The organism is Tepidimonas sp. (assembly GCF_036824975.1).
Classification (GTDB): Bacteria; Pseudomonadota; Gammaproteobacteria; order Burkholderiales; family Burkholderiaceae_C; genus Tepidimonas.
On the sequence record NZ_DAISZC010000032.1, the window covers coordinates 1 to 23,046 of the forward strand.

Consider the following 23,046-nt stretch of genomic DNA (forward strand, 5'->3'; position numbering starts at 1 on the left):
GCGCGTGGCGCGCAGTGTGGCCAATTTGTTTCACCCGGTGCTGTTTCCTGGCGTGGGGGAGGTGCTGCGCATCACGCAGCAGGAGCTGGCGTACCTGGTCGGCCTGTCGCGCCAGCGCGTCAACCGGGCGCTGGCGCGTTGGGAACGGTCCGGGGCGATCCGCGTCGAGTACGGTGGGCTGCGCGTGCTCGATCTGGAGGCCCTGCGCAGCGCCGGCCGCCCATAGGTCGACCGGCGTCTGCGGCGTCCAGCCGGCGGTGTCAGTCGTCACCGGGCTTTCGACGGGGCGATTCGGGTGGGGCTTGATATTCCCCTTCCCGCCCCCACATAGCGTCAGTCGGTGGCCGCGCTCCGTGCACGCAGTGGCGCGCGCCTGTGCAGCACCATCGTGCCGGCGGATCGCAGGCGCGCCACTGTCGCCCATCGGCCGGTGGTGCTTGCCTCCTGTTGCTGTCATTCCCGTTTGACCCGTCCATGAGTACCAAACACACCCACGCCTTCCAGGCCGAAGTGGCACGGCTGCTGCACCTGGTCACGCACTCGCTGTACTCCAACCCCGACATCTTCCTGCGCGAGCTCGTCTCCAACGCGTCGGATGCTTGCGACAAGCTGCGTTTTGAGGCGCTGGCCAACTCTGCGCTGTATGAGGACACGCCGAACCTGCAGATTCGTGTCACCTTCGACAAGGCGGCCAAAACGATCACCATCACCGACAACGGCATCGGCATGAGTGAGGCCGAGGCGATCGAGCACCTGGGCACCATTGCCAAGAGCGGCACGGCCGAGTTTTTGCAGCGGCTGTCGGGCGACCAGAAGCAGGATGCGCAATTGATCGGCCAGTTCGGCGTGGGCTTTTACTCTGGCTTCATCGTGGCCGACCGCATCGTAGTCGAGAGCCGCCGCGCCGGTCTACCACCCGAGCAGGGCGTGCGCTGGAGCAGCGACGGCAGCGGCTCCTTCGAGACCGAGACCATCACGCGCGCGGCGCGCGGCACCAGTGTCATCCTGCACCTGCGCGAGGACAAGACCGAATACCTGAGCCGCTGGCGGCTGAAGTCCATCATCGGCAAGTACTCCGACCACATCAGCCTGCCCATTCTGATGCCCAAGGAGGAGTGGGACAAGGACAAGGGCGAGTACGTGCTCAAGGACGAATGGGAGCAGGTCAACGCTGCCAGTGCGCTGTGGACACGGCCCAAGCGCGATATCACCGACGAGCAGTACATCGAGTTCTACAAGGCCCTTGCGCACGACGACGAAGCCCCGCTGGCGTGGAGCCACAGCCGTGTGGAGGGCAGCACCGAGTACACGCAGCTGCTCTACATCCCGGCCAAGGCACCATTCGACCTGTGGAACCGCGACAAGAAGGCGGGCGTGAAGCTGTATGTTCAGCGCGTCTTCATCATGGACGACGCCGAGGCCCTGATCCCGACCTATCTGCGCTGGGTCAAGGGGGTGGTGGACTCGGCCGACCTGCCGCTCAATGTCAGCCGTGAGTTGCTGCAGGAAAACCGTGACGTCAAGGCGATCCGCGAGGGCAACACGCGCCGCGTGCTGAGCATGCTCGAGGAGCTGGCCTCGCGCGACCGGCTGCCCGAAGGCGAAGCGTGGGACAAGCTCAGCGACGAGGAAAAAGCCCAGGCGCAGCGCGACGCGGGCAAGTACACGCGCTTCTGGAGCGAATTCGGGCTGACGCTCAAGGAGGGGCTGGGCGAAGACTTGGCGCACCGTGACCGCATCGCGCGCCTGCTGCGCTTTGCCAGCACGCACAGCGACGCGCCCACCGTCAGCCTGGCGGACTACAAAGCGCGCATGAAGCCCGGACAGCAGGCCATCTACTACCTGACGGCCGAGTCGCTGGCGGCGGCGCGCAGCAGCCCGCAACTGGAGGTGTTCCGCCAGAAAGGCATCGAAGTGTTGCTGCTGGGCGATCGCATCGACGAGTGGGCCATGTCGTTCCTGCACGAGTTCGACGGCACACCGCTGCGCAGCGTGGCCAAGGGCGCGGTAGACCTGGGCGAGCTGCAAGACGAAGCGGAGAAAAAGGCGGCCGAAGCAGCGGCGGAGTCGCTCAAACCGGTGTTGGAGCGGCTGCGTGAGACGCTGAAGGCGCGCGCCAAGGATGTGCGCGTCAGCACCCGTCTGGTGGACTCGCCCGCCTGCCTGGTGGTGGAAGACGGCGAGTATTCGCTGCAGCTGGCGCGCCTGCTGAAGGCGGCCGGTCAGAAGGCGCCCGAGGTCAAGCCGATTTTGGAGATCAACCCCAACCATCCGCTGGTGCGCAAGCTGGCCGACGCCGGCGAGCGCTTCGACGACTACGCGCTGGTGCTGTTTGACCAGGCCCTGCTGGCCGAGGGCGGTCTGCCGGAAGACCCAGCCGCCTTCGTGCGCCGCGTCAACACGCTGCTGGTGTGAGCCACAGGGCCGTCGGTGCTGGTGACGCGCTCGTCAGCGCGCAGGTGTGCTGGGTTGTTGGCATGATAGCCGGCGGACCCGGTGTCACTGGGATGACACGGTCAGGCCAGCGACGCCGTCCACTCGATGATCTTGCGGTGATCCGGGGGCATCGGCGTGTACTTGATGCCCTCGGCCGCCAGTAGCGTGCGCATTTCGTTGTCGATCTCGCGCGCGCGGTTTTCGTCCTGCAGGCGGCCGGCGCGCTGATACGGCTTGTCCAGGTCGCGCTGGGCAAACAGGTTAATGTTGTCGAACTGCCGGTACCACTCCAGGATCTGCGCGCGTGTTTTGGCGACGTCGCAGATGTTGTCCGGGTGGTGTGCGTTGTAGTACAACAGCTGCGGTAAGCCGCCTTCGGTGACCAGGTAGGCCACTTGCCCGTCGAGCAGGCTCAGGATGCGGTACTGCTGCAGCGCAATGCCATGCTGGTTGCGCAGCGCGTCGGTGTCGCCCTGCCAGACTAGCGCCTTGGCGACTTCCGGGATCAGCTCCACCGTCTTGCCCATCAGGTGCAGCTTGAGCACGATGGCCGCGGCGTACAGGGATTTGTCACACCCCGGGCCACCGATGATGTTGATGACCTTGGTGGGATAGCGACGCAGGCGCTGCTCTGGCGGTTTGGGCGAGATGTAGCCAACGATGGTGCCCATGACGGTCTCCTCTGGCGGACACCGTTGGTGCCCGCAGCGGCATCGTACCACCGTCCCCGTATCATCGGCAGATGGCTGCTTCTTCCCGCCCCAACCCCGTTGCGCTGGCGCCAGACGTGCTGGCCGAGCTGCATCCCGGCCAGTCTGTGGCGCTGCTGCAGGCGCTGCATATCCTGACGCGTGACGGCCGCCTTAACCAGGACTCGCGCCGCAAGCTCAAACAGGTCAACCACCTGTTGCAGTTCATTGAGCCGCTGCTGCAGCAGGCGCTCCAGGCGCGCGGCGACGTCACGCTGGTCGATCATGGCGCGGGCAAGTCATACCTGGGCTTTTTGCTGTACGACCGCTTTTTCGCGCAGCGCGCGCAGGGCGCTGTCTGGGGGGTGGAGGCGCGCGCCGAGCTGGTGCTGCGCGCGGCCGACCTGGCGCAGCGGCTGGGTTTTGTGCGCATGCATTTCGTGGCGGCCACCGTGCGCGAGGCGATGGCCACGCTACCGCCGGCGGTGGACGTCGTCACGGCGCTGCACGCCTGCGACACCGCCACCGATGACGCCATTGACTTTGCCTTGCAGCGGCAGGCCGGCGCCATCGTGCTGGTGCCGTGCTGCCAGGCCGAAGTGGCCGCTGCGTTGCGTCGCCACAAGGCGCTGCAGCTGGCGAGTACGCCGCTGGCTGAGCTGTGGCGTCACCCGCTGCACACGCGCGAGTTCGGCAGTCAGGTGACCAATGTGCTGCGTTGTTTGCGCCTGCAGGCCAGCGGCTACGACGTCACCGTGACCGAACTGGTGGGGTGGGAGCATTCGCTCAAGAACGAGCTGATCGTGGCGCGCCACACGGGTCGGCGCCAGCGTGCCGCCGCGCAGCGCTTGCAGCAGCTGCTGCAGATGCTGGGACTGGAGGAACTGCAAGCGCGTTTTGCGGTCGCACCATCATGAGCGTAATCGGTGACGTCGGCAGCGCCCTGGTCGTGTGGCCGGCGCTGTTGTGGCTGGCGTGGTGGTTGGGCGAGCGGTGGCATGCGTACGGGCTGCCGCGGGTCAGCGCCTACGTAGCCATTGGCGCGATGGGGGGAGCACTGGGTGGGTCCACTGCCCTGGGGCTTGCGCAGGGGGGTGGCGCGCTGCTGGCCCAGTTGGCGCTGGCGCTGGTGCTGTTTGAGCTGGGATGCCGCTTGCACCTGGGGTGGTTTCGGCGCAACCCGTGGTTGCTGGCAGCGGGTATTGGGCAATCGCTGCTGGTGTTTATGGCGCTGTACGCCGGGCTGGGCTGGCTGGGGCTGGGTGAGCCGTGGCGTCCTTTGTTGGCGGCGGCGGCGACCGCCGCTTCACCGGCGGCGTTGCTGCGCGTGGCCAACGATGCGCGCGCGGCCGGACAGGTCACAGAGCGCATGCTGCATCTGGCGGCGCTGCAGACGGTGCTGGCGGTGCTGCTGTTCAAGCTGGCGACGGCCTACTGGTTTTTGAGCGCGGAGGGCGACTGGCTGCAAGCGGGCCTGACGAGCCTGTACACGGTGTCGCTGTCGGTGGCGTTGGGGGTGGCGTTGGCGGTGGGGATGTCGCAGCTGATGCGCGGGGCCTATCCCTCGTCGGCGGTGCCCACCGTGGGCTATGCGCTGGCGCTGGTGTGGCTGACGGTGGTGGCTGACGCGCTGCGATTGTCGCCGCTGCTGGCGGCACTCAGCTTTGGCGCACTGCTGCGCGAGCGCCTGGCCTGGCTGCCCCACGCCCAGCGGGATTTCGGCACTCTGGGGTTGTCGTTGGGCGTGTTTCTGTTCGTGTACGTGGGGGCGCGCACGTCGTGGGCGGCGCTGGCCGATAGCACGGTCTGGCTGGTGGCGGCGCTGATCGTTGCCGTGCGGCTGGGGCTGCCCGCCATGCTCAACGCCGCGTTGGCCGTGCTCAGCGGCACCACGGTGCGCAAGGGGGCGCTCACCGGGGTGGCGCTGCTGCCGATGTCGGCCGTGACGCTGGTGCTGCTCGAGCGCGGTGCGGCGCAGGGGTTGACGCCTGCGCCGCCCGCGCTGTGGCACGCAACGGCGGCCCTGTTCGTGCTGGAGCTGCTGGGGCCGGTGCTGACGCTGTGGGCGTTGCGCGCGGCGCGCGAGGCTGTCGGCGGTGTCGCAAGGCGCGCCGCAACGACGACCCCAGTCGGGGGCGTGTCGGCGCAGCCCGCGGCCGACACCGTCGCGTCCCCACCGAGTGGTGCCGCCAATGCGGCGCGCCCTCCCGGATCGTAGGAGAGCGAGCGCATGCCGCTGGAACCGTTCAAGACCTCCGACGCGCTGACGATGGGCGTCGAGCTCGAGCTACAGATCGTCAACACCTACGATCAGGACCTGTGCAGCGGTGCCGACGATCTGCTGGCGTTGCTGGCGCGCGCGCCGTTTCCGGGCAGTGTCACGCCCGAGATGACGCAGAGCATGATCGAGATCGCCACCGGGGTGCACACCCGGTATGGCGAGCTGCTGGTGCAGCTGCGCGCTATTCGTGACACGCTGGTGGCCGCGGCCGACCGCCTCAACGTCGAGCTCGCCGGTGGCGGCACGCACCCGTTTCAGCGCTGGTTCGAGCAGCGCATCTTCGACAAGCCGCGCTTTCAGCAACTGTCGGGCCTGTACGGCTACCTGGCCAAGCAGTTCACGGTTTTCGGGCAGCATGTGCACATCGGCTGCCGCTCGGCCGACGAGGCGCTGTTTCTGCTACATGCCCTCAACCGCTACGTGCCACACTTCATCGCCCTGTCGGCGTCGTCGCCGTTTTTCCAGGGAGCGGACACGCTGTTCGACTCGGCGCGGCTCAACTCGGTGTTCGCGTTTCCCCTGAGCGGGCGCGCCCCCTTTGTGTTGCGTTGGGACGAATTCGAGCAGGGGTACTTCCGCAAGATGGAGTCCACCGGCGTCGTGCGCTCGATGAAGGACTTTTACTGGGACATCCGCCCCAAGCCCGAGTACGGCACCATCGAGCTGCGTGTGTGCGACACGCCGCTGACCGTGGAGCGCGCCGCCGCCCTGGCCGGCTACTTGCAGGCGCTGTGCCGCTTGCTGTTGGAGGGCGGCGACCCGCCACCGCTGGAGGACGACTACCTGGTCTACACCTACAACCGCTTCCAGGCCTGCCGCTTCGGGTTGGATGGGGTGCTGGTGCATCCGCGTACACGCGAGGCGCTGTCCATTCGCGAGGATATCCTGGTCACACTGCGGCGGCTGGCCCCGCACGCGCAGGCCCTTGATAGCGAGGCGGCGCTGGCCGAGATCGAACGCGTGGCCGGAGCCGCCGGCAATCACGCCAGCGCGCTGCGCGCCGTGCACGCGCGCACCGGCAGCCTGCAGGCGGTGGTGCGCGCAGCGGCGGGTGCGCTGCGTGCGGGCGTGATAAGCTGATGGGTCGCGGGCAGTGGCGGCGGATGCGCCTGCGTGCCGCATCCTGTGCCCCGTTTGGACGTTGAGGACTTGTGCCGACGCTGCAACAGGGGACGATCTGCGCTTGCCACGCGTATGATGCCCCATCCACCGCGCCGAGGAGAGCTGACATGCCTGGCCTGCTGCCCCACATCGACCCTGATGGCCTACTGGAGTTTTCGGTCGTCTATACCGATCGCGCCCTCAACCACATGTCGCGGCGCTTCCAGCGCGTCATGACCGACATCGGCAGCATCCTGAAAGAGGTGTACGGCGCGCATGCCGTGGCGCTGGTGCCCGGCAGCGGCACCTTTGGCATGGAGGCGGTGGCGCGCCAGTTTGCCACCGGCCAGCGGGTGCTGGTCATCCGCAACGGCTGGTTCAGCTACCGCTGGACGCAGATTTTCGACATGGGCCGCATTCCCGCCGAGGCGGTGGTGTGCAAGGCGCGCCGCACCCAGGACGGCCCCCACGCGCCGTGGGTGCCCGCACCGATGGACGAGGTGGTGCGCACCATCCAGACGCTGCGCCCGGCGGTGGTGTTTGCGCCGCATGTCGAGACGGCCGCGGGCATGATGCTGCCCGACGACTATCTGCGTACGGTGGCCAAGGCGGTGCACGGCGTGGGCGGCTTGTTCGTGCTCGACTGCATCGCCTCGGGGGCGGTATGGGTGGACATGCGCGCTACCGGGGTCGACGTGCTGATTTCGGCCCCGCAAAAAGGCTGGAGTGGCTCGCCCGCGTGCGCCATGGTGATGCTGTCCGAGCGTGCCCGTGCGGTGATCGACGCCACCACCAGCACCAGCTTTGCCTGCGACCTGAAAAAGTGGCTGCAGGTGATGGAAACGTATGAACAGGGCGGCCACGTCTACCACACCACCATGCCCACCGATGCGCTGGCGCGCTTGCGTGACGTGATGCAGGAGACGCGCGCGCACGGCTTTGGGGTGATGCGACAGGCTCAGTTCGAACTGGGACGGCGGGTGCGCACCCTGTTCGAGGAGCGCGGTCTGGCCAGCGTGGCGGCGCCGGGCTTTCAGGCGCCGGGGGTGGTGGTCTGCTACACCGATGACCCCGAGATCGCCAGCGGCAAAAAGTTTGCGGCCGTGGGACTGCAGACGGCCGCCGGGGTGCCGCTGATGTGCGATGAACCGGCCGACTTTCGCACTTTCCGTGTCGGCTTGTTTGGACTGGAGAAGCTGCTGCACATCGACCGCACAGTGGGCCACTTGGCGCAGGCGCTCGACAGTCTGGGCCTGTCGGAGCCCGCAACGGCAACCGCGTGAGCGGCGGTGCCGACGCCACCGCATCAGGAGACGGTGGTTGCGGCCGGGGGGCGATCCGCGCCGCGCCCCAAGCCGCGCGCCGGGGCGCTGCCAAGAATGAGGCCGCTGCCAGCCCACCGACGCCACCGGAGGCGGTTTGACGAGAGCGATACCCCGCCAACACTAGCCAGCAAAGCGCCGCCGCGTCAGCGCCAGCGCAAGCCAGAACGCCACGACTGCCGTGCCCGCCAGGGCCGCCAGGTGCAGTGCGGCATCGGTCGGCCAGCGGTCCAAAAACAGCGGCCGCACCAGCTGCACCGCGTGCGTCAACGGCAACGCGGCGGAGGCGGTCTGCACCCACTCGGGTAGCTGCTCGCGCGGGAAAAACACGCCCGACACAAACATCATCGGCGTCAGGAACAGTGTGAAGTAGTAGGTGAAAAAGTCGTAACCCTTGGCTAGCGCGTTGAAGATCAACGCCAGGCTGGCGAAGGTGACGCCCGTCAGGCCCAGCACTAACCACGCCAACGCCAGCTTGGGGCTGTGGCTGATGCCCAGCGCCAGCATCACGCCCAGAATCACCGTGACCGTAAACAGCGCCTTGAACGCAGCCCACAGCATCTCCGCCAGCACGATGTCGTCCAGCGTCACCGGCGCGTTGAGTATGCCGTCCCAGGTTTTTTGCACATGCATGCGCGAAAAAGCCGAGTACAGCGCCTCGAAGGTGGCAGCGTTCATCGCGCTCATGCAGAGGCTGCCGCTGGCTAAAAACACCAGATAAGGCACGGTCTGCGTCTGCCCGCCGGGCAACGGTACCGCCACCGTGCCCACCAGCGCGCCCATGCCGTAGCCGAATGCCACCAGCCAGATGAGCGGCTCGGCAATGTTGCCCACCAGGCTGGGCAGCGCCAGCTTGCGCCACACCAGCAGGTTGCGCAGCCACACGGCCACAAAGCGGGTACTCAGGCGCGGCGGGTGCCACAGTGAGGGATGATTCCTAGGCATCGACATACAGCAGTGCCAAGTCAAAACGGTGGGGGGCAGCTGCACGCGTGGGTCGCGCACACAAAGGTGCGCATCAGCCCTCGCTGCGAATCTGGCGCCCGGTCAATTTCAGGAACAAGTCTTCAAGATTGGCCGGGCGGTGCAGCATGCGCAGGCGCGGCCGCTGGCTGAGCTGCGCCAGCAATGGGCGCGCGTCCTGGGTGTAAAAAAACACCGTCTCACCGCTGGTTTCGATGCGTTGGGCCAGTGCGCCGACCGCCGGGCCAAGCAAGGTGTGAACGGCGGCCGCATCCGCTCCCTGCTCTGCATATACCTCCACCACCTCGGGCTCCAGATGCTGCGCGATGAGTTCGCGAGGGGCACCTTCGGCGATCTTGCGGCCGTGGTCGATGATGACGAGGCGGTGGCACAGCCGTTCGGCCTCGTCCATGAAATGCGTGGTCAGCAAAATGCTTTTGCCTTGCTGCAGCAGGCGCTGCAGACGCTCCCACATCAGGTGGCGGGCCTGGGGGTCGAGCCCAGTGGTGGGTTCGTCCAGCAGCAGCAGGTCAGGGTCGTTGACCAGCGCTCGCGCCAGGCTCAGGCGGCGGCGCATGCCGCCGGAGAGCTCGCCCGGGCGGGCGTTGGCCTTGTGTGCCAATGCCGCAAATTCCAGCAGCTCGGCGATGCGGGGTCGCAGGGCAGCGCCACGCAGACCAAAGTAGCGCCCATACACCAGCAAATTCTCAGCACAGGTGAAGTCGGGATCGAGGGTGTCGAACTGCGCGACCACGCCCAGCCGGGCCTTGATGATGGCGGCGTCGGCTGGCATGGTGTGTCCCAGGATGCGAATGCGCCCCGCATCGGGCGGAATCAGCCCCAGCGCCATGCGCAGCGTGGTGGTTTTGCCGGCGCCGTTGGGGCCGAGCAGGCCGACGCATTCGCCCGTGCCAATCGAAAACGACAAGTCCTCCACTACCGGCCGGCCGCCGTAGCGCTTGCCCAGCCCCTCGACCTGGAACAGAGCGGTCTGCATGCCCCCGATTGTCGGGCATCCGCCAGGCACCCGGGGGCCGGCGGCAAGCCTGCGGGCGCGGTGACGCCGGGCCCCGGGCTGTGAATGGCGAGGGGCGGGGCCCCTGGTGGGCTACACTGCGGCGCCTCGGATTGAGGAAACAGGAGTGGATGAGTGAGTGAACGGCTGGCCGTGTGGCTGCAATACGTCTTGCCCAAGCAAGCCCTGACCACCCTGGCCGGGGCGCTGGCGCGGCGCCCCTTGGGCGCAGTGACGCAGGCGGCCATCCGCCGCTTTATCACGCGCTACCAGGTCGATATGTCCGAGGCGGCGCAGCCCGACCCGGCCGCCTACGCCACGTTCAACGACTTCTTCACCCGCGCGCTGCGGCCCGGAGCGCGCCCGCTGGCCGAGGCCGACCTGGTCTGCCCGGTGGACGGCGCGATTAGCCAGTGCGGCCCGATTGCGCACGACCGCCTGCTGCAGGCCAAGGGGCACACCTATACGCTGCAGGTGCTGCTGGGGGGGGACGCCGCGCTGGCGGCGGCCTTTACCGACGGGGTATTTGCCACGCTGTACCTGAGCCCGCGCGACTACCACCGTATCCACATGCCGTGCGACGGTTGTCTGCGCCAGATGGTGCATGTGCCGGGGGCGCTGTTTTCGGTCAACCCGGCCACGGCGCGCGGCGTGCCGGGCCTGTTTGCGCGCAACGAACGCCTGGTGTGCGTGTTCGACGGCGAGCGCCACGGGCAGCCGTTTCCGTTTGTGCTGGTGCTGGTGGGTGCCACCATCGTGGGCAGCATGGCCACTGTCTGGCATGGGGTAGTCAACCCGCCGCGTCCCGGCGTCGTGCGCCGTTGGCACTACGACGGGCGCGACATCCGGCTGACCCGCGGGGCCGAGATGGGGCGGTTTCTGCTTGGCTCCACCGTGATCGCGCTGTTTCCGCGCGATACCGTGGCCCTGCAGCCCGACTGGTGTAGCGGCCGCCCGGTGCGTATGGGCGAGGCGATGGGGCGCTGGCGCTGACGTGGCGGCGTGTTACGCCGTGACAGGGGCCCCTTCAAGGGGTCACGGCAGGCCAAGCCCGGCGCACGCGTCCGCGACCATGCCGGCCAGACCGTGTTGCTCTGCTGCGTGCACGCACGCCACCGCTGGCGTCCACGTGCCGCCCGGCAGAAGAGGCGTGGGCGGCACCGGGTTACTGGAACGCCACCTCGGCAAAGCTGCGCAGTTTGCGGCTGTGCAGCTGGTCGACGCCCGCAGCGCGCAGCCGCTCGATGGCGCGCAGGCCAATGCGCAGGTGCTGGTCGACGCGCTCGCGGTAGAAGCGGTCGGCCATGCCGGGCAGCTTGATGGCGCCGTGCAGCGGCTTGTCGCTGACGCACAGCAGCGTGCCATAGGGCACGCGAAAGCGAAAACCGTTGGCCGCGATGGTGGCCGACTCCATGTCCAATGCGACGGCACGCGACTGCGAAAAGCGCCGCTGAGGCAGGTTGTCCGGCAGCAGCTCCCAGTTGCGGTTGTCGGTGCTGGCCACGGTGCCGGTGCGCAGCACGCGCTTGAGGTCGGCACCCTGCAGGCCCGTGATATCGGCCACCGCACCTTCGAGCGCCTGCTGGATTTCGGCCAGCGCCGGAATCGGTACCCACAGCGGCAGCTCCTCGTCCAGCACGTGGTCTTCGCGCACGTAGGCGTGCGCCAGCACGTAGTCGCCCAGCTGCTGACTGGTGCGCAACCCGGCACAGTGGCCCAGCATCAACCAAGCGTGTGGGCGCAGCACCGCGATGTGGTCGGTGATGGTCTTGGCGTTGCTAGGGCCCACACCGATGTTGACCAACGTGATGCCGCTGCGGTCGGCGCGCACCAGGTGGTAGGCCGGCATCTGCGGCATGCGCGTCACCGGCTCACCTTCGGCTCCGGCCAGTGCCGCCCGCTCGGCCGCCCCCAGCCCCGCGCGCCAGGTGACGACGTTGCCGGGCCCGACGAAGGCGACGTAGGCGCTGTCCGCGCGCGCCATCTCGGCTTGCCCCAAGCGAACGAACTCATCGACGTAGAAGCCGTAGTTGGTAAACAGCACGAAGTTCTGGAACCATGCTGGCGACGTGCCGCTGTAGTGCCGCAGCCGTTGCAGCGAGTAGTCGATACGCGCGGCCGTAAACAGCGCCAGCGGCTGCGGCGCGCCCGGCGCCGGCAGGTGGGTGCCGTTGGCAATGCCGTCGTCCATCGCGGTCAGGTCGGGCAGGTCGAACACTTCACCCAACCGCGCCCGCTGCAGCGGGCTGAGTTCGCCTTCGAAGTGTGTGTCTTCGCCGAGCGCGAAGTGCAGCGGAATCGGCTGCTGCGAAAAGCCCACCTCCAGCGGCACGCCGTGGTGTTGCCGCAGCAGCGTGAACTGCTCGCGCCAGTAATCGGCAAACAGGTCGGGGCGGGTGAGTGTCGTCTCGAAGCGACCGATGCCGGCGACGAAGCCGTAGCTGGTGCGGCGCGTGGCGGTGCTGCTGCCGGGGTGCCAGGGGCGCGCCACGTCGATGCGCACGTAGGGGTAGGTGGCCCGCACGCGCTGCAGCAGTGTGTCGTCGTCGACCGTGCTGTTGATGTAGCGCTGCAGCGCAGCGCGCAGGTGAGCGACCGCTTGGTCGTAGCGGCGCGTCACTTCAGCGACGGCGGCGTCGGGGTCGGTAAATGACTGGGGAGCAACGAAAGCAGGGGTGTCCAGCAGCATCATGACAAGCGTTGCAGCACGGCAGCGGGTTCGCGCAGGGTGACGAACTCTTCGGCAACGGTGGGGTGAATGCCCAGGGTGGCGTCAAAGTCGGCTTTGGTGGCCCCGGCGCGCAGCGCCACCGCAAATCCCTGCACGATTTCGGCGGCCTCCGTGCCTACCATGTGCAGACCGACGACACGGTCGCTGGCGTCGTCCACCAGCAGCTTGACCAGCGTGCGCGCGCCACGGCCGCTAAGGGTGTGCCGCAGGGGCCGGAAGACGCTGCGGTACACCCGTACCCGGTCGCACCGCTGCAGCGCCTGTTCCTGGGTCCAGCCAACGGTGGCGACTTCCGGATAGGTGAAGACGGCAGTCGGAATCAGGTCGTAGCGTGCGCTGCGGGGCGGGGCCCCCGCGGGCGGCCCGAACAGGTGGTCGACCAATGCCATGGCTTCGGCCAGCGCCACCGGCGTGAGCTGCACCCGCGCGGTGACGTCTCCCAGCGCGTAGACGCTGGGCACGTTGGTGCGGAAGTGCTCGTCGACCACGATCGCGCCCAGCGGGCCCTGGGCCACGCCCACCGCGTCCAGCCCCAGGCCGGCCACGTTGGGAGCGCGGCCGGTGGCGTAGAGCACGGCGTCGGCCCGCAGCGCAGCGCCGTCTTCCAGCTGCACCCGCAGACCGTCGGCTACCCGCTGCACCGCCACCACGCCGCTGCGCAGGCGCACATCGAGGCCTTCGCGCGCCAGCTCGGCCGCCAGAAAGTGACGCACCTCGTCGTCGAAGCCGCGCAAGATCTGCTCGCCCCGGTACAGCAGCGTCACCTCGGCGCCCAGTCCGTGAAAGATGGAGGCGAATTCACACGCGATGTAGCCGCCGCCCACCACCACCAGACGCCGCGGGAAGGGGTCCAGGTCGAACACCTCGTTGGAGGTGATGACGTGCTCGCGTCCATGGAAGTGCGGCACGTGCGGGGTGCCACCGGTGGCCACCAGAATATGCCGGGCGCGCCAGGGTTGCTGCGTCGTGCTGCCGTCGGCGTGGCGCGCGCTCACGGCCACCGTGTGCGCGTCCAGCAGCCGGGCGTGCCCCAGCAGCAGCGTGACCCCGGCGTTGCGCAGCAGGGTTTCGTAGACACCGTTGAGGCGTTCGATCTCCGCGGCGCGCCGCCTCTTCAACATCGACCAGTCGAGTGTGGGGGCGCTGGTCTGCCATCCGTAGCCGCGCGCGTCGTCGAAGGCGGCGGCGTAGTCGGCGGCGTAGCGGTAGAGCTTTTTGGGAATGCAGCCCAGCGTGACGCAGGTGCCGCCCAGCCCCGCGAGTCCGCGCGCCTCGGCCAACGCCACGCGCGCGCCGCGCTGCGCCGCCATACGCGCAGCGCGCACCCCGCCACTGCCGCCGCCGATGACGAAAAGGTCAAAATCGAAGTCGCTCATGACGCCATCTTAGGCGCTTTGCGTGGGCGCTGCGCGCCCGCGGTCAGGGCGAGCGCGTAGGCGGTTCACGCCAGACCCCGGCGGCGAAGGTGTTGCGCCAGGTAGCGTCCGGTGTGGCTGTCGGGGTGGCGGGCAATCTGTTCTGGCGTGCCACAGGCCACGATGCGGCCGCCGCCGCTGCCGCCTTCCGGCCCCATGTCGATCACCCAGTCCGCGCAGGCAACGACGTCCAGGTTGTGCTCGATGACGACGATGGTGTTGCCGGCGTCGCGCAGCTGCAGCAGCACGCGCAGCAGCAGCTCGATGTCGGCAAAATGCAGCCCGGTGGTCGGCTCATCCAGCACGTATAGGGTGCGCCCGGTGTCGCGCTTGGCCAGCTCCTGCGCCAGCTTCAGGCGCTGCGCCTCGCCGCCGGACAGCGTGGTGGCGCTTTGCCCCAGCTGCAGGTAGCCCAAGCCGACGTCCAGCAGCGTTTGCAGGCGCCGCTGCAAGGTCGGCACGGCGCTGAAGAAGCGATGCGCCTGCTCCACCGTCAGCTGCAGAATTTCGGCGATGTTGAGTCCCTTGTAGCGGACCTGCAGCGTTTCGCGGTTGTAGCGCGCGCCGCCACAGATGTCGCACGGGGCGTAGACGTCGGGCAGGAAGTGCATCTCCACCTTCACCACGCCGTCGCCCTGGCACGCCTCGCAGCGTCCACCGGCGACGTTGAAGCTGAAGCGCCCCGGCGCGTAGCCGCGCTCGCGCGCCAACGGGGTTTGCGCCATCAACTCGCGAATCGTGCTGAACAGCCCGGTGTAAGTGGCGGGGTTGGAGCGTGGCGTGCGCCCAATAGGACTTTGATCTACGGCAATCACCCTGTCCACCTGCTCGACGCCCTCCAGGGCGTCGAAGGGCAGGGGCTCGTCACCGCTACGATGCAGGTGCCGCTGCACCGCGCGCAGCAGCGTGTCGTTGACGAGGGTGGATTTGCCCGAGCCGCTGACGCCGGTGACGCAGATCAACAGCCCCAGCGGGATGTCCACCGTGACGTGCTGCAGGTTGTGGCCGCGCGCACCCACCAGGCGCAGCGCGCGACCACCGTTGGCAGCTGCTGCCGCTGTAGCCGCGGCCGATCCCGGCCAAGCGGCTCTGCATGTTCCGGGTAAACGGGTGGTGCGCGTCCCGGCGTTGCGACAGTGCTGATCGACGGGACTGTCGCTACTGACTAAGGCTGCGCCATCTTGGGCGCAGTCGTTGCCTGTTGAGCCGTGCGCCGTCGTTGCGGCCGCCGGTGGCGAGGGTGTCCAGCTGCGTCGTTGTGCGGGCGGGCGAATGCGCCGCCGCCCGGCCAGATAGTCCCCAGTCAGCGACCCCGGGGTGTTGGCCACCTCGGTCCAATGCCCTTGTGCCATCACCTGTCCGCCATGGATGCCAGCGCCGGGTCCCAAGTCGATGACATGGTCGGCGGCGCGCATCATGTCCTCGTCGTGCTCGACCACCAGCACCGTGTTGCCCAGATCGCGCAGGCGCAGTAGGGTGGCGATGAGGCGGTCGTTGTCGCGCTGGTGCAGCCCGATACTGGGTTCGTCCAGCACGTACATCACGCCGCTGAGTCCCGAGCCGATCTGGCTGGCCAGGCGGATGCGCTGCGCCTCGCCGCCCGACAGGGTCTCGGCGCTGCGCCCCAGCGACAGGTATGGCAGCCCGACGTCAATGAGAAAGCGCAGCCGCGCGCAAATCTCGTGCAGGATGCGCTGGGCGACCTCGGCGCGCGCGCCGCGCAGGCGCAGGGCCTCGAAATAGGCGTGCGCCTCGGCCAGCGTCATTTCGTTGATGTCGTGAATGTTGCGCCGCTGTTTGCCCTCGCCGACGAAGACGTGCAGCGCCTCGGGGCGCAGACGCGCACCACCGCACAGCGGGCACGGGTGTCGGCTGCGCAGGCGCGCCAGTTCTTCGCGGACCGCGGGGGCATCGGTCTGCCGCCAGCGCCGCTCCAGATTGGGCAAGATGCCCTCGAACGGATGCGCCTTGCTGATGCGCCGTCCACCGTCAGCGCCGTAGCTGAAGGCGATCGCCTCATCACCACTGCCGTGCAGCAGGGCGTGCTGCACCGTGGCCGGCAGCGCCTGCCAAGGGGTCTCTGGGTCGAAGCCGTAGTGGGCTGCCAGGGCCTGCACGGTGCTGACGACGTGTGGGTTGCGCCGGTCCCAGCCGATGATGGCGCCGCCGGCCAGGCTCAGTTCGGGAAACGCCACCACCCGCGCCGGGTCGAACTGCTCCACGTGACCCAGGCCGTCGCAGCGCGGGCAGGCGCCCTGTGGGGCGTTGAACGAGAACAGCCGGGGCTCCAGTGCCGGCGGTCGGTGTCCGCAATGCGGACAGGCCGGGTGTGCCGCCAGCGGGTGCAGCGCGGCGGTGTCCAGCTCCAGCGCCAGCGCCCGCCCGTCGCCCAGACGCAGCGCCGCCTCCAGGCTCTCGGCCAGCCGCTGCCGCGCGTCCGGGCGGACCTTGAGCCGGTCGATCACCACCTCCAGCTGCGCCTGCGGATGCAGGTGGGCCGCCGCACGCTCTGCCTCACACACCACGGCGTCGATGCGAAAGCGCACGAAGCCCTGCGCCTGCAGGGCCTGCAGCGTCGCGAGCGGGTCGTCGGCGCGCAGCGCCACCGGCGCCAGCACCAGCAGCCGGGTCTCGGGGGGCAGCGCCAGCAGCGTATCGACCATTTGGCTCACCGTCTGCCCCTGCAGTGGCACGCCGTGCTGTGGGCAGTGCGCAACGCCAGCGCGCGCAAACAGCAGTCGCAGGTAGTCGTGAATCTCGGTCACCGTCCCCACGGTGGAGCGCGGGTTGTGGCTGGTGGCCTTTTGTTCGATGGCAATCGCTGGGCTCAGGCCCTCGATCAGATCGACGTCGGGCTTGTCCATGCGCTCCAGAAACTGGCGCGCATAGGCCGACAGACTCTCCACATAGCGCCGCTGACCCTCGGCATAGAGGGTGTCGAACGCCAAGCTGGACTTACCCGAGCCGGACACGCCGGTGATCACGACCAAGGCATCCTTGGGGATGTCCAGATCGATGTTGCGCAGATTGTGCGTGCGCGCGCCGCGCACCCGCAGCCAGCGTCCGGCACCCGCGCCGTTGCCAGGCGGGGCGGCCTGCGGCGTGGTGTCGGGACTCGACGGGGTGGAGGGCATAGCGGAATCGGGCATCGCGGCGTAGGGGGGGAGGCAAACCCTCAATCATAAGAAGCGGCCGACATTGCCGCGGCGCTTTGCTACACTGCGCTCATGTCGCTTCACCGCAGTCTGTTTGATGCCCGTCGCGCGGCCGCGCTCAAGACCGGCCGCCGGGAGGCTTGGCCTTGGCGCAAGCCTGCGACGCACGCCTGACTTCCGTTGCGGCGGCCCGGTGCGGGCCCCTCCTCGCCGGTTCGCTGTGGGCGAACCACTCGCGTCTCGCAGGTGGGACGGGTTGCGACAGTGCTGGCCCGCCTGCTCCTTCCCAGGAGCTCTGTCGTGATCTCCGCATCACAGTTCGATCAGTTGGCCGCGCAGGGGTGTAACCGCATCCCCCTGGTGGCCGAGGCGTTTGCCGATCTCGAAACCCCCCTGTCGCTGTACCTGAAGCTGGCCGCCGTCGAGCGCCAGGGCTGCAACAGCTTTTTGCTGGAGTCGGTCGTCGGTGGCGAGCGCTTTGGCCGCTACAGCTTCATCGGCCTGCCCGCGCGCACCTGGCTGCGGGCAAGCGGTTTCGGCGCTGCCGCGCGCACCGAGGTTGTGCGCGACGGCGAGGTGGTCGAGACCTTTGGCGGCAACCCGCTCGACGCCATTGCCGCCTATCAACAGCGCTTTCGGGTGGCGCCGTTGGCCGGCCTGCCGCGCTTCTGCGGCGGGCTGGCCGGCTACTTCGGCTACGACACCGTGCGCCACATCGAGCGCAAGCTGCAGCACACCTGCCCGCCCGATCCGCTCGGGCTGCCGGACATCGTGCTGCTGCAGACCGAGGAGCTGGCCGTCATCGACAACCTCAGCGGCCGGCTGTACCTGATCGTCTACGCCGACCCGCAGCAGCCGGCGGCGTACGACGCCGCCCAGGCGCGGCTGCACGCCCTGCGCGAGCGCTTGCATGCGCCGGTGCAGGCACCCCCGATCGGCGGGGGGGGCTCTGCGCCGGCAGTACACGAGCGCACGCGCGAGGACTTCGAGGCCGCAGTGCAGCAGGCCAAAGCCCTGATTCAGCAGGGCGATTTCATGCAGATCGTCATCGGCCAGCGGCTGCACAAAGCCTTTGCGCACAGCCCGCTGAGCCTGTACCGCGCGCTGCGCTCGCTCAACCCCAGCCCCTACATGTACTACTACAACCTGTCGGGGGCCGACTGGCCGGGCAGCGACCTGCACGTGGTGGGTGCGTCGCCGGAGATTTTGGTGCGGCAGGAGCGGGTGGCCGAGGGGGAGAAGGTGACGATCCGCCCGCTGGCAGGCACGCGACCGCGCGGCGCCACACCCGAGCAGGACAAGGCCGCCGAGCAGGAGCTGCTGGCCGACCCGAAAGAGCGGGCCGAGCACGTGATGCTGATCGATCTGGCGCGCAATGACATCGGGCGTATTGCGGTGGCCGGCAGCGTGCGCGTCACCGAAGCCTTTGCGGTGGAGCGCTACAGCCACGTCATGCACATCGTCAGCAACGTCGAGGGACTGTTGCGGCCGGGTTTGAGCAGCATGGACGTGCTGCGCGCCACGTTTCCCGCCGGCACCCTCACCGGGGCGCCCAAGGTGCATGCGATGGAGCTGATCGACCGCTTGGAGCCGACCAAGCGCGGCATCTATGGCGGCGCGGTCGGCTACCTCAGTTTTGCCGGCGACATGGATCTGGCCATTGCCATCCGCACCGGCGTCGTGCGTGACGGGACGCTGTATGTGCAAGCGGCCGCCGGGGTGGTGGCCGACTCGGTGCCGGCGCTGGAATGGCAGGAAACCGAGCACAAGGCGCGCGCACTGCTGCGCGCCGCCGAGCTGGTCGAGGAGGGGCTGCCATGAGCGGCACCACCGAAGTGCAATCCCAGCCGCAAACCATGCACGAGGTGCGCGAGCGTGTCGATGCCTTGGACCGCGAACTGGTGCCACTGCTGGTGCAGCGCGCGCAGTGCATGGTGGAGGCGGCCCGCATCAAGCAGCACGCGCATCAGGTGCGCGATGAGGCCCGTATCGAGGCCGTGGTGCAACACGTGCGTGCGCTGGCCGTGCAGCACCAAGGTGACCCCGATCTGATCGAGGTGCTCTACCGGTCCATGATGGAGCACTACATCGCCTACGAAATGCAACTGTTTGCACGCAAAACGCCTTGCACCGACGCGGGCCGGGAGCGGTCATGAAGCTGCTGATGATCGACAATTACGACTCGTTCACCTACAACCTGGTGCAGTACTTTGCTGAACTGGGGGCTGAGGTGGAGGTGTTTCGCAACGACGAAATCACGGTGGAGGGCATCGCGGCGCGCGCTGCCGATCGGTTGGTGATTTCGCCGGGGCCCTGCTCGCCAGCCGAGGCAGGCATCTCGGTGGCCGCGATCCGGCACTTTGCCGGGCGGGTGCCCATCCTGGGCGTATGCCTGGGCCACCAGAGCATTGGCGTGGCCTTCGGCGGCCGCATCGTGCGTGCGCGTGAGCTCATGCACGGCAAAACCAGCGTCATCACCACCACGCAGGAAGGGGTGTTCGCCGGCTTGCCGCGGCAGTTCACCGTCAATCGGTACCACTCGCTGGCCATTGAGCGCGCCAGCCTGCCAGCGTGTCTGAAGGTCACGGCCTGGACGGACGATGGCGAGATCATGGGCGTGCGTCACCGCGAATTGCCCGTGCAGGGGGTTCAGTTTCACCCCGAAAGCATCCTCACCGAACACGGTCATGCGCTGCTGAAAAACTTTTTAGAGGGCGCATGACGCCAAGCCACGCAGATGCGGCGACAAAAGGGTTGTGGCGTCGTTGCGCAGCGCCGTTTGCCGTCGTCGTCTGCCGTCGTTGAACCGTAGCACTGGAGAAGCCGCTATGCCCCATCGCCACCTCATCACGCCCCAAGAGGCGCTGCAGCGCGTCATCGAGCATCGCGAAATCTTCCACGACGAGATGCTGCACCTGATGCGGCTGATCATGAGCGGCGAGATCTCGCCGCTGATGACGGCGGCCATCATCACTGGGTTGCGTGTCAAGAAAGAGACCATCGGTGAAATCACCGCCGCCGCGCAAGTGATGCGCGACTTTGCCACCAGGGTGCCGGTGGACGACACCACCCACATGGTAGACATCGTCGGCACCGGCGGGGATGGGGCGCACACCTTCAACATCTCCACCTGCGCCATGTTCGTGGCTGCTGCCGCCGGTGCACGCGTCAGCAAGCACGGTGGGCGCAGCGTCAGCAGCAAGTCCGGCAGCGCCGACGTGCTCGAGAGCTTGGGCATCAACATTCAGCTGCCGCCGACGGCCATTGCGCAGTGTCTGCGTGAGGTCGGCATCGGCTTCATGTTCGCGCCCAATCATCATCCAGCAATGAAAAACGTGGCCCCGGTGCGGCGCGAGATGGGCGTCAAGACCCTCTTCAATATCCTGGGGCCGCTGACCAACCCGGCCGGTGTGCCGCGCATCCTGATGGGGGTGTTCCACCCCGACCTGGTGGGCATCCAGGTGCGCGTGCTGCAGCGGCTGGGCGCCGAACACGCGCTGGTGGTGCACGGCAAGGACGGCATGGACGAGGTCAGCCTGGGTGCCGCGACCTTGGTCGGAGAGCTGCGCGGCGGCGAAGTGGTCGAGTACGAAATCCACCCGGAAGACTTCGGACTCGCGATGGCCAGTCATCGGGCCTTCCAGGTCAGCACGCCCGAGGAGTCGCGCCAGCGCCTGCTGGCGGTGCTCGATGGCGAGAGGGGCCCGGCGGCCGACATCGTCGTCTTCAACGCTGGCGTGGCCCTGTACGCCGCCGACGTCGTCGACAGCATCGAAGCGGGCATTGCGCGTGCGCGTCAGGCGCTGGATAGCGGCGCGGCCAAGGCCAAGCTGGAGCAATTCGTCACCGTGACGCACCGCCTGGGCGCGGAGGCCGCGGCATGAGCGACATCCTGCAGCGCATCTGCGCCACCAAGCGCGAGGAGGTGGCCGCCGCCCGGGCGCGGGAGCCGGACACGCACGTGCGCCGACGCGCTGAAGCGGCGCTGCGTGACGACCCCCCGCGCGACTTTGCGGCGGCCCTGCAGGCCCGGGTGGCGGCCGGGCGCCCGGCGGTGATTGCCGAAGCCAAGAAAGCCAGCCCCTCCAAGGGCGTGCTGCGGGCCGACTTCGACCCGGCGGCGATTGCCGCCAGCTACGCCCGTCACAGCGCTGCCTGCCTGTCCGTGCTCACCGACCGGCCGTACTTTCAGGGGGACCCGGCCTACCTGCGGCAGGCGCGCGCGGCGTGCGCGCTGCCGGCGCTGCGCAAAGACTTTCTGGTCGATCCGTATCAGGTGTGGGAGGCGCGCGCGCTGGGGGCGGATGCGATCCTGCTGATCGCTGCCTGTCTGGACGATGCGCAGATGGCCGACTTCGAGGCCCTGGCGCGCGAGCTGGGCATGGCCGTGCTGGTGGAGGTGCACGATGCCGCCGAGTTGGAGCGCGCGCAGCGCCTGCGCACACCGCTGATTGGCGTCAACAACCGCAATCTGCGCACCTTCGAGGTGTCGCTGCAGACCACATTGGATCTGCTGCCACGGCTGCAGCCCGGCCGCCAGCTGGTGGCCGAAAGCGGCATCCAGACCGCCGACGACGTGCGCCGCCTGCGCGCTGCGGGGGTGAACGCCTTTTTGGTGGGCGAAGCCTTCATGCGCGCCCCCGATCCGGGGCAAGCGCTGGCGGCGTTGTTTGGCGATGGGGAGCCGCATGGGCGGGCGTAAACGCGGGGCGCACACGCCGTCGGCGCAGGCGGCGTGCCCCGCGCCGGGCCTGATTGCCTGCGCGACGGCGGCAGCGGCGGCCACGGATGGCGTGGATGGCGGTTCATCGCCGACTGCCGCCACCGGGGACGGGCGTGCGCACGGGCTGGCCCAGTGGCCGATGCCGCAGACCACGCCGCACCATCAGCCTTGTCCGGGGGCGCGCACCGGATTCGTCTTCATCTGTCCAGGGCGGTTCGAGGCGCAGCGCGGCTACCCCTGTGCGGCCGGCACGGGCGCCAACCTGGCGCGCGTGCTGCTGCAGTTGCACCAGCGCGATCCGCTGCGCTTTCCCAGCCCGCAGCGCGCCGACTACGTCATCACCAACGCGTGGGCGCGGGTGGAATATCCGGCGCTGACCAGGCGCTCGGTGCCCACGCTGGAGGAAGTGCTGGAGGCGGCCAACCTGCAGCGGCTGGCACACGAGCTGGCGGGACTGCACTGGGTGGTGGCCTGTGGCGTGCAGGCACACGCTGCCGTGCGCGCGCTGCACGCGCACGGCCTGCTGCGCGCCGCCATTGCGTGCGAGCGGCACCTTAGCCAGCGCAGTATCAACGGCATCCGCGACGCCGCCGACACCGCGACGCGCCTGGCGCGTTGGTGCGACGGCGTGCTGGCGCAGTTTGGCGCGTAGGCCGCCCGGATGGGCCGCATTTTTTGCGGGGCCCGTGCGGGAAAACCGCAAACCGTGGCATAATGCCGAACTCTCGCCGGAGGGGTGCCCGAGTGGCTAAAGGGGGCAGACTGTAAATCTGTTGGCTTACGCCTACGTTGGTTCGAATCCAACCCCCTCCACCAGCGAAACCGGTTTAGTTGGTTCGAGAGAAGGCAATGCCAGCCCGCGATGTCGTCCCGCGGGATTGCGCGGGAGTAGTTCAATGGTAGAACCTCAGCCTTCCAAGCTGATGACGCGGGTTCGATTCCCGTCTCCCGCTCCAGCGCCACGCCGGTCCGTTGGGGTCGAGTGCAGATTTATTGTGGTCGCCGTGAGGCGGTCGCAGGCCCATGTGGCTCAGTGGTAGAGCACTCCCTTGGTAAGGGAGAGGTCGGCAGTTCGATCCTGCCCATGGGCACCACCGTTGTCCCTGCCCCACGTGGGGCGTGTGAGTGAGTTCGGCAAATATCCATTCGGAGCGCGTAGCATGGCAAAGGAAAAATTCGAGCGGACCAAGCCGCACGTCAACGTGGGCACGATTG

At 68.2% G+C, this 23,046-nt stretch carries 19 protein-coding genes and 3 tRNA genes; 16 read left to right on the plus strand and 6 right to left on the minus strand.

What is annotated here, in order from left to right:
- Window positions 1-226, plus strand: a 226-nt coding sequence (locus V7Z54_RS05395; protein ID WP_334134953.1) for a Crp/Fnr family transcriptional regulator, incomplete at its 5' end; no start/stop codon positions are given.
- 248 nt (window positions 227-474) lie between these two features.
- Window positions 475-2,415, plus strand: coding sequence for a molecular chaperone HtpG (gene htpG / locus V7Z54_RS05400; RefSeq protein WP_334134955.1), 1,941 nt, complete (start codon window positions 475-477; stop codon window positions 2,413-2,415).
- Window positions 2,416-2,516: 101 nt separating this feature from the next.
- Here the strand turns inward: htpG and V7Z54_RS05405 are convergent, their stop codons facing one another.
- Complete coding sequence (locus tag V7Z54_RS05405; protein ID WP_334134956.1) at window positions 2,517-3,107, minus strand: hypothetical protein; 591 nt, start codon at window positions 3,105-3,107, stop codon at window positions 2,517-2,519.
- Window positions 3,108-3,178: 71 nt separating this feature from the next.
- Here V7Z54_RS05405 and V7Z54_RS05410 point away from each other — a divergent pair, with 71 nt between their 5' ends.
- From V7Z54_RS05410 to V7Z54_RS05425, 4 genes are all read left to right on the plus strand, one after another.
- On the plus strand, window positions 3,179-4,042 hold the full coding sequence (locus V7Z54_RS05410; protein ID WP_334134958.1) for a class I SAM-dependent methyltransferase: 864 nt from the start codon (window positions 3,179-3,181) through the stop codon (window positions 4,040-4,042).
- Window positions 4,039-5,343, plus strand: a complete 1,305-nt coding sequence (locus tag V7Z54_RS05415; protein ID WP_334134960.1) for a cation:proton antiporter domain-containing protein — start codon at window positions 4,039-4,041, stop codon at window positions 5,341-5,343. The genes V7Z54_RS05410 and V7Z54_RS05415 overlap by 4 nt, the downstream gene beginning before the upstream one ends.
- A gap of 12 nt (window positions 5,344-5,355) precedes the next feature.
- Window positions 5,356-6,486 carry a YbdK family carboxylate-amine ligase gene (locus V7Z54_RS05420; RefSeq protein WP_334134961.1) on the plus strand — a complete coding sequence of 377 codons (1,131 nt, stop codon included), beginning with the start codon at window positions 5,356-5,358 and terminating at the stop codon, window positions 6,484-6,486.
- Between the two features lie 149 nt (window positions 6,487-6,635).
- On the plus strand, window positions 6,636-7,790 hold the full coding sequence (locus tag V7Z54_RS05425; protein ID WP_334134963.1) for an alanine--glyoxylate aminotransferase family protein: 1,155 nt from the start codon (window positions 6,636-6,638) through the stop codon (window positions 7,788-7,790).
- Window positions 7,791-7,952: 162 nt separating this feature from the next.
- Here V7Z54_RS05425 and V7Z54_RS05430 read toward each other — a convergent pair whose 3' ends face one another.
- Window positions 7,953-8,774, minus strand: a complete 822-nt coding sequence (locus tag V7Z54_RS05430; protein WP_443082436.1) for an ABC transporter permease — start codon at window positions 8,772-8,774, stop codon at window positions 7,953-7,955.
- Between the two features lie 73 nt (window positions 8,775-8,847).
- On the minus strand, window positions 8,848-9,789 hold the full coding sequence (locus V7Z54_RS05435; RefSeq protein WP_334134966.1) for an ATP-binding cassette domain-containing protein: 942 nt from the start codon (window positions 9,787-9,789) through the stop codon (window positions 8,848-8,850).
- A 153-nt stretch (window positions 9,790-9,942) separates the two neighbouring features.
- Here V7Z54_RS05435 and asd point away from each other — a divergent pair, with 153 nt between their 5' ends.
- The gene (asd, locus tag V7Z54_RS05440) at window positions 9,943-10,800 is read left to right on the plus strand and encodes an archaetidylserine decarboxylase (protein WP_334134967.1); all 858 of its coding nucleotides are present in this window, start codon (window positions 9,943-9,945) and stop codon (window positions 10,798-10,800) included.
- Window positions 10,801-10,972: 172 nt separating this feature from the next.
- Here the strand turns inward: asd and V7Z54_RS05445 are convergent, their stop codons facing one another.
- The 3 genes from V7Z54_RS05445 to uvrA form a co-directional block, all read right to left on the minus strand.
- Complete coding sequence (locus V7Z54_RS05445) at window positions 10,973-12,496, minus strand: AMP nucleosidase (protein WP_443082437.1); 1,524 nt, start codon at window positions 12,494-12,496, stop codon at window positions 10,973-10,975.
- The gene (gene gorA, locus V7Z54_RS05450) at window positions 12,496-13,914 is read right to left on the minus strand and encodes a glutathione-disulfide reductase (protein ID WP_334134970.1); all 1,419 of its coding nucleotides are present in this window, start codon (window positions 13,912-13,914) and stop codon (window positions 12,496-12,498) included. The genes V7Z54_RS05445 and gorA overlap by 1 nt, the downstream gene beginning before the upstream one ends.
- 65 nt (window positions 13,915-13,979) lie before the next feature.
- Window positions 13,980-17,102 carry an excinuclease ABC subunit UvrA gene (gene uvrA, locus V7Z54_RS05455; RefSeq protein WP_334134971.1) on the minus strand — a complete coding sequence of 1,041 codons (3,123 nt, stop codon included), beginning with the start codon at window positions 17,100-17,102 and terminating at the stop codon, window positions 13,980-13,982.
- Between the two features lie 306 nt (window positions 17,103-17,408).
- Here uvrA and trpE point away from each other — a divergent pair, with 306 nt between their 5' ends.
- The 9 genes from trpE to V7Z54_RS05500 all read left to right on the plus strand — a co-directional run bounded on the left by trpE (window position 17,409) and on the right by V7Z54_RS05500 (window position 22,925).
- Window positions 17,409-18,929 (plus strand): anthranilate synthase component I, encoded by a 1,521-nt coding sequence (trpE, locus tag V7Z54_RS05460; RefSeq protein ID WP_334134973.1) that lies wholly within the window; start codon window positions 17,409-17,411, stop codon window positions 18,927-18,929.
- Window positions 18,926-19,264, plus strand: coding sequence for a chorismate mutase (locus V7Z54_RS05465; RefSeq protein WP_334134975.1), 339 nt, complete (start codon window positions 18,926-18,928; stop codon window positions 19,262-19,264). The genes trpE and V7Z54_RS05465 overlap by 4 nt, the downstream gene beginning before the upstream one ends.
- Window positions 19,261-19,830, plus strand: coding sequence for an anthranilate synthase component II (locus V7Z54_RS05470; protein ID WP_334134976.1), 570 nt, complete (start codon window positions 19,261-19,263; stop codon window positions 19,828-19,830). The genes V7Z54_RS05465 and V7Z54_RS05470 overlap by 4 nt, the downstream gene beginning before the upstream one ends.
- A 106-nt stretch (window positions 19,831-19,936) precedes the next feature.
- Window positions 19,937-20,992: an anthranilate phosphoribosyltransferase gene (gene trpD / locus V7Z54_RS05475; RefSeq protein WP_334134977.1), complete on the plus strand. Its 1,056-nt coding sequence runs from the start codon at window positions 19,937-19,939 to the stop codon at window positions 20,990-20,992.
- Entirely contained in the window at window positions 20,989-21,810 is an 822-nt protein-coding gene (gene trpC, locus V7Z54_RS05480; RefSeq protein WP_334134978.1) for an indole-3-glycerol phosphate synthase TrpC, read from the plus strand. The genes trpD and trpC overlap by 4 nt, the downstream gene beginning before the upstream one ends.
- Window positions 21,797-22,483: a hypothetical protein gene (locus V7Z54_RS05485; RefSeq protein ID WP_334134980.1), complete on the plus strand. Its 687-nt coding sequence runs from the start codon at window positions 21,797-21,799 to the stop codon at window positions 22,481-22,483. The genes trpC and V7Z54_RS05485 overlap by 14 nt, the downstream gene beginning before the upstream one ends.
- A 78-nt stretch (window positions 22,484-22,561) precedes the next feature.
- Window positions 22,562-22,647 (plus strand) — tRNA-Tyr (locus V7Z54_RS05490).
- 66 nt (window positions 22,648-22,713) lie between these two features.
- Window positions 22,714-22,787, plus strand: a tRNA-Gly gene (locus V7Z54_RS05495).
- 63 nt (window positions 22,788-22,850) lie between these two features.
- Window positions 22,851-22,925: transfer RNA gene (locus tag V7Z54_RS05500), tRNA-Thr, on the plus strand.
- Window positions 22,926-23,046 lie beyond the last annotated feature (121 nt).

Bases quoted from the DNA above. Each gene is read 5' to 3' on its own strand.
- V7Z54_RS05430 (WP_443082436.1), bottom strand. From the start codon at position 8,774: ATGCCTAGGAATCATCCCTCACTGTGGCACCCGCCGCGCCTGAGTACC.
- uvrA (WP_334134971.1), bottom strand. From the start codon at position 17,102: ATGCCCGATTCCGCTATGCCCTCCACCCCGTCGAGTCCCGACACCACG.
- V7Z54_RS05425 (WP_334134963.1), top strand. From the start codon at position 6,636: ATGCCTGGCCTGCTGCCCCACATCGACCCTGATGGCCTACTGGAGTTT.
- V7Z54_RS05405 (WP_334134956.1), bottom strand. From the start codon at position 3,107: ATGGGCACCATCGTTGGCTACATCTCGCCCAAACCGCCAGAGCAGCGC.
- V7Z54_RS05435 (WP_334134966.1), bottom strand. From the start codon at position 9,789: ATGCAGACCGCTCTGTTCCAGGTCGAGGGGCTGGGCAAGCGCTACGGC.
- gorA (WP_334134970.1), bottom strand. From the start codon at position 13,914: ATGAGCGACTTCGATTTTGACCTTTTCGTCATCGGCGGCGGCAGTGGC.
- trpD (WP_334134977.1), top strand. From the start codon at position 19,937: ATGCCCCATCGCCACCTCATCACGCCCCAAGAGGCGCTGCAGCGCGTC.
- V7Z54_RS05415 (WP_334134960.1), top strand. From the start codon at position 4,039: ATGAGCGTAATCGGTGACGTCGGCAGCGCCCTGGTCGTGTGGCCGGCG.
- V7Z54_RS05485 (WP_334134980.1), top strand. From the start codon at position 21,797: ATGGGCGGGCGTAAACGCGGGGCGCACACGCCGTCGGCGCAGGCGGCG.
- trpC (WP_334134978.1), top strand. From the start codon at position 20,989: ATGAGCGACATCCTGCAGCGCATCTGCGCCACCAAGCGCGAGGAGGTG.
- V7Z54_RS05465 (WP_334134975.1), top strand. From the start codon at position 18,926: ATGAGCGGCACCACCGAAGTGCAATCCCAGCCGCAAACCATGCACGAG.
- htpG (WP_334134955.1), top strand. From the start codon at position 475: ATGAGTACCAAACACACCCACGCCTTCCAGGCCGAAGTGGCACGGCTG.
- V7Z54_RS05410 (WP_334134958.1), top strand. From the start codon at position 3,179: ATGGCTGCTTCTTCCCGCCCCAACCCCGTTGCGCTGGCGCCAGACGTG.
- V7Z54_RS05420 (WP_334134961.1), top strand. From the start codon at position 5,356: ATGCCGCTGGAACCGTTCAAGACCTCCGACGCGCTGACGATGGGCGTC.
- V7Z54_RS05445 (WP_443082437.1), bottom strand. From the start codon at position 12,496: ATGCTGCTGGACACCCCTGCTTTCGTTGCTCCCCAGTCATTTACCGAC.
- V7Z54_RS05470 (WP_334134976.1), top strand. From the start codon at position 19,261: ATGAAGCTGCTGATGATCGACAATTACGACTCGTTCACCTACAACCTG.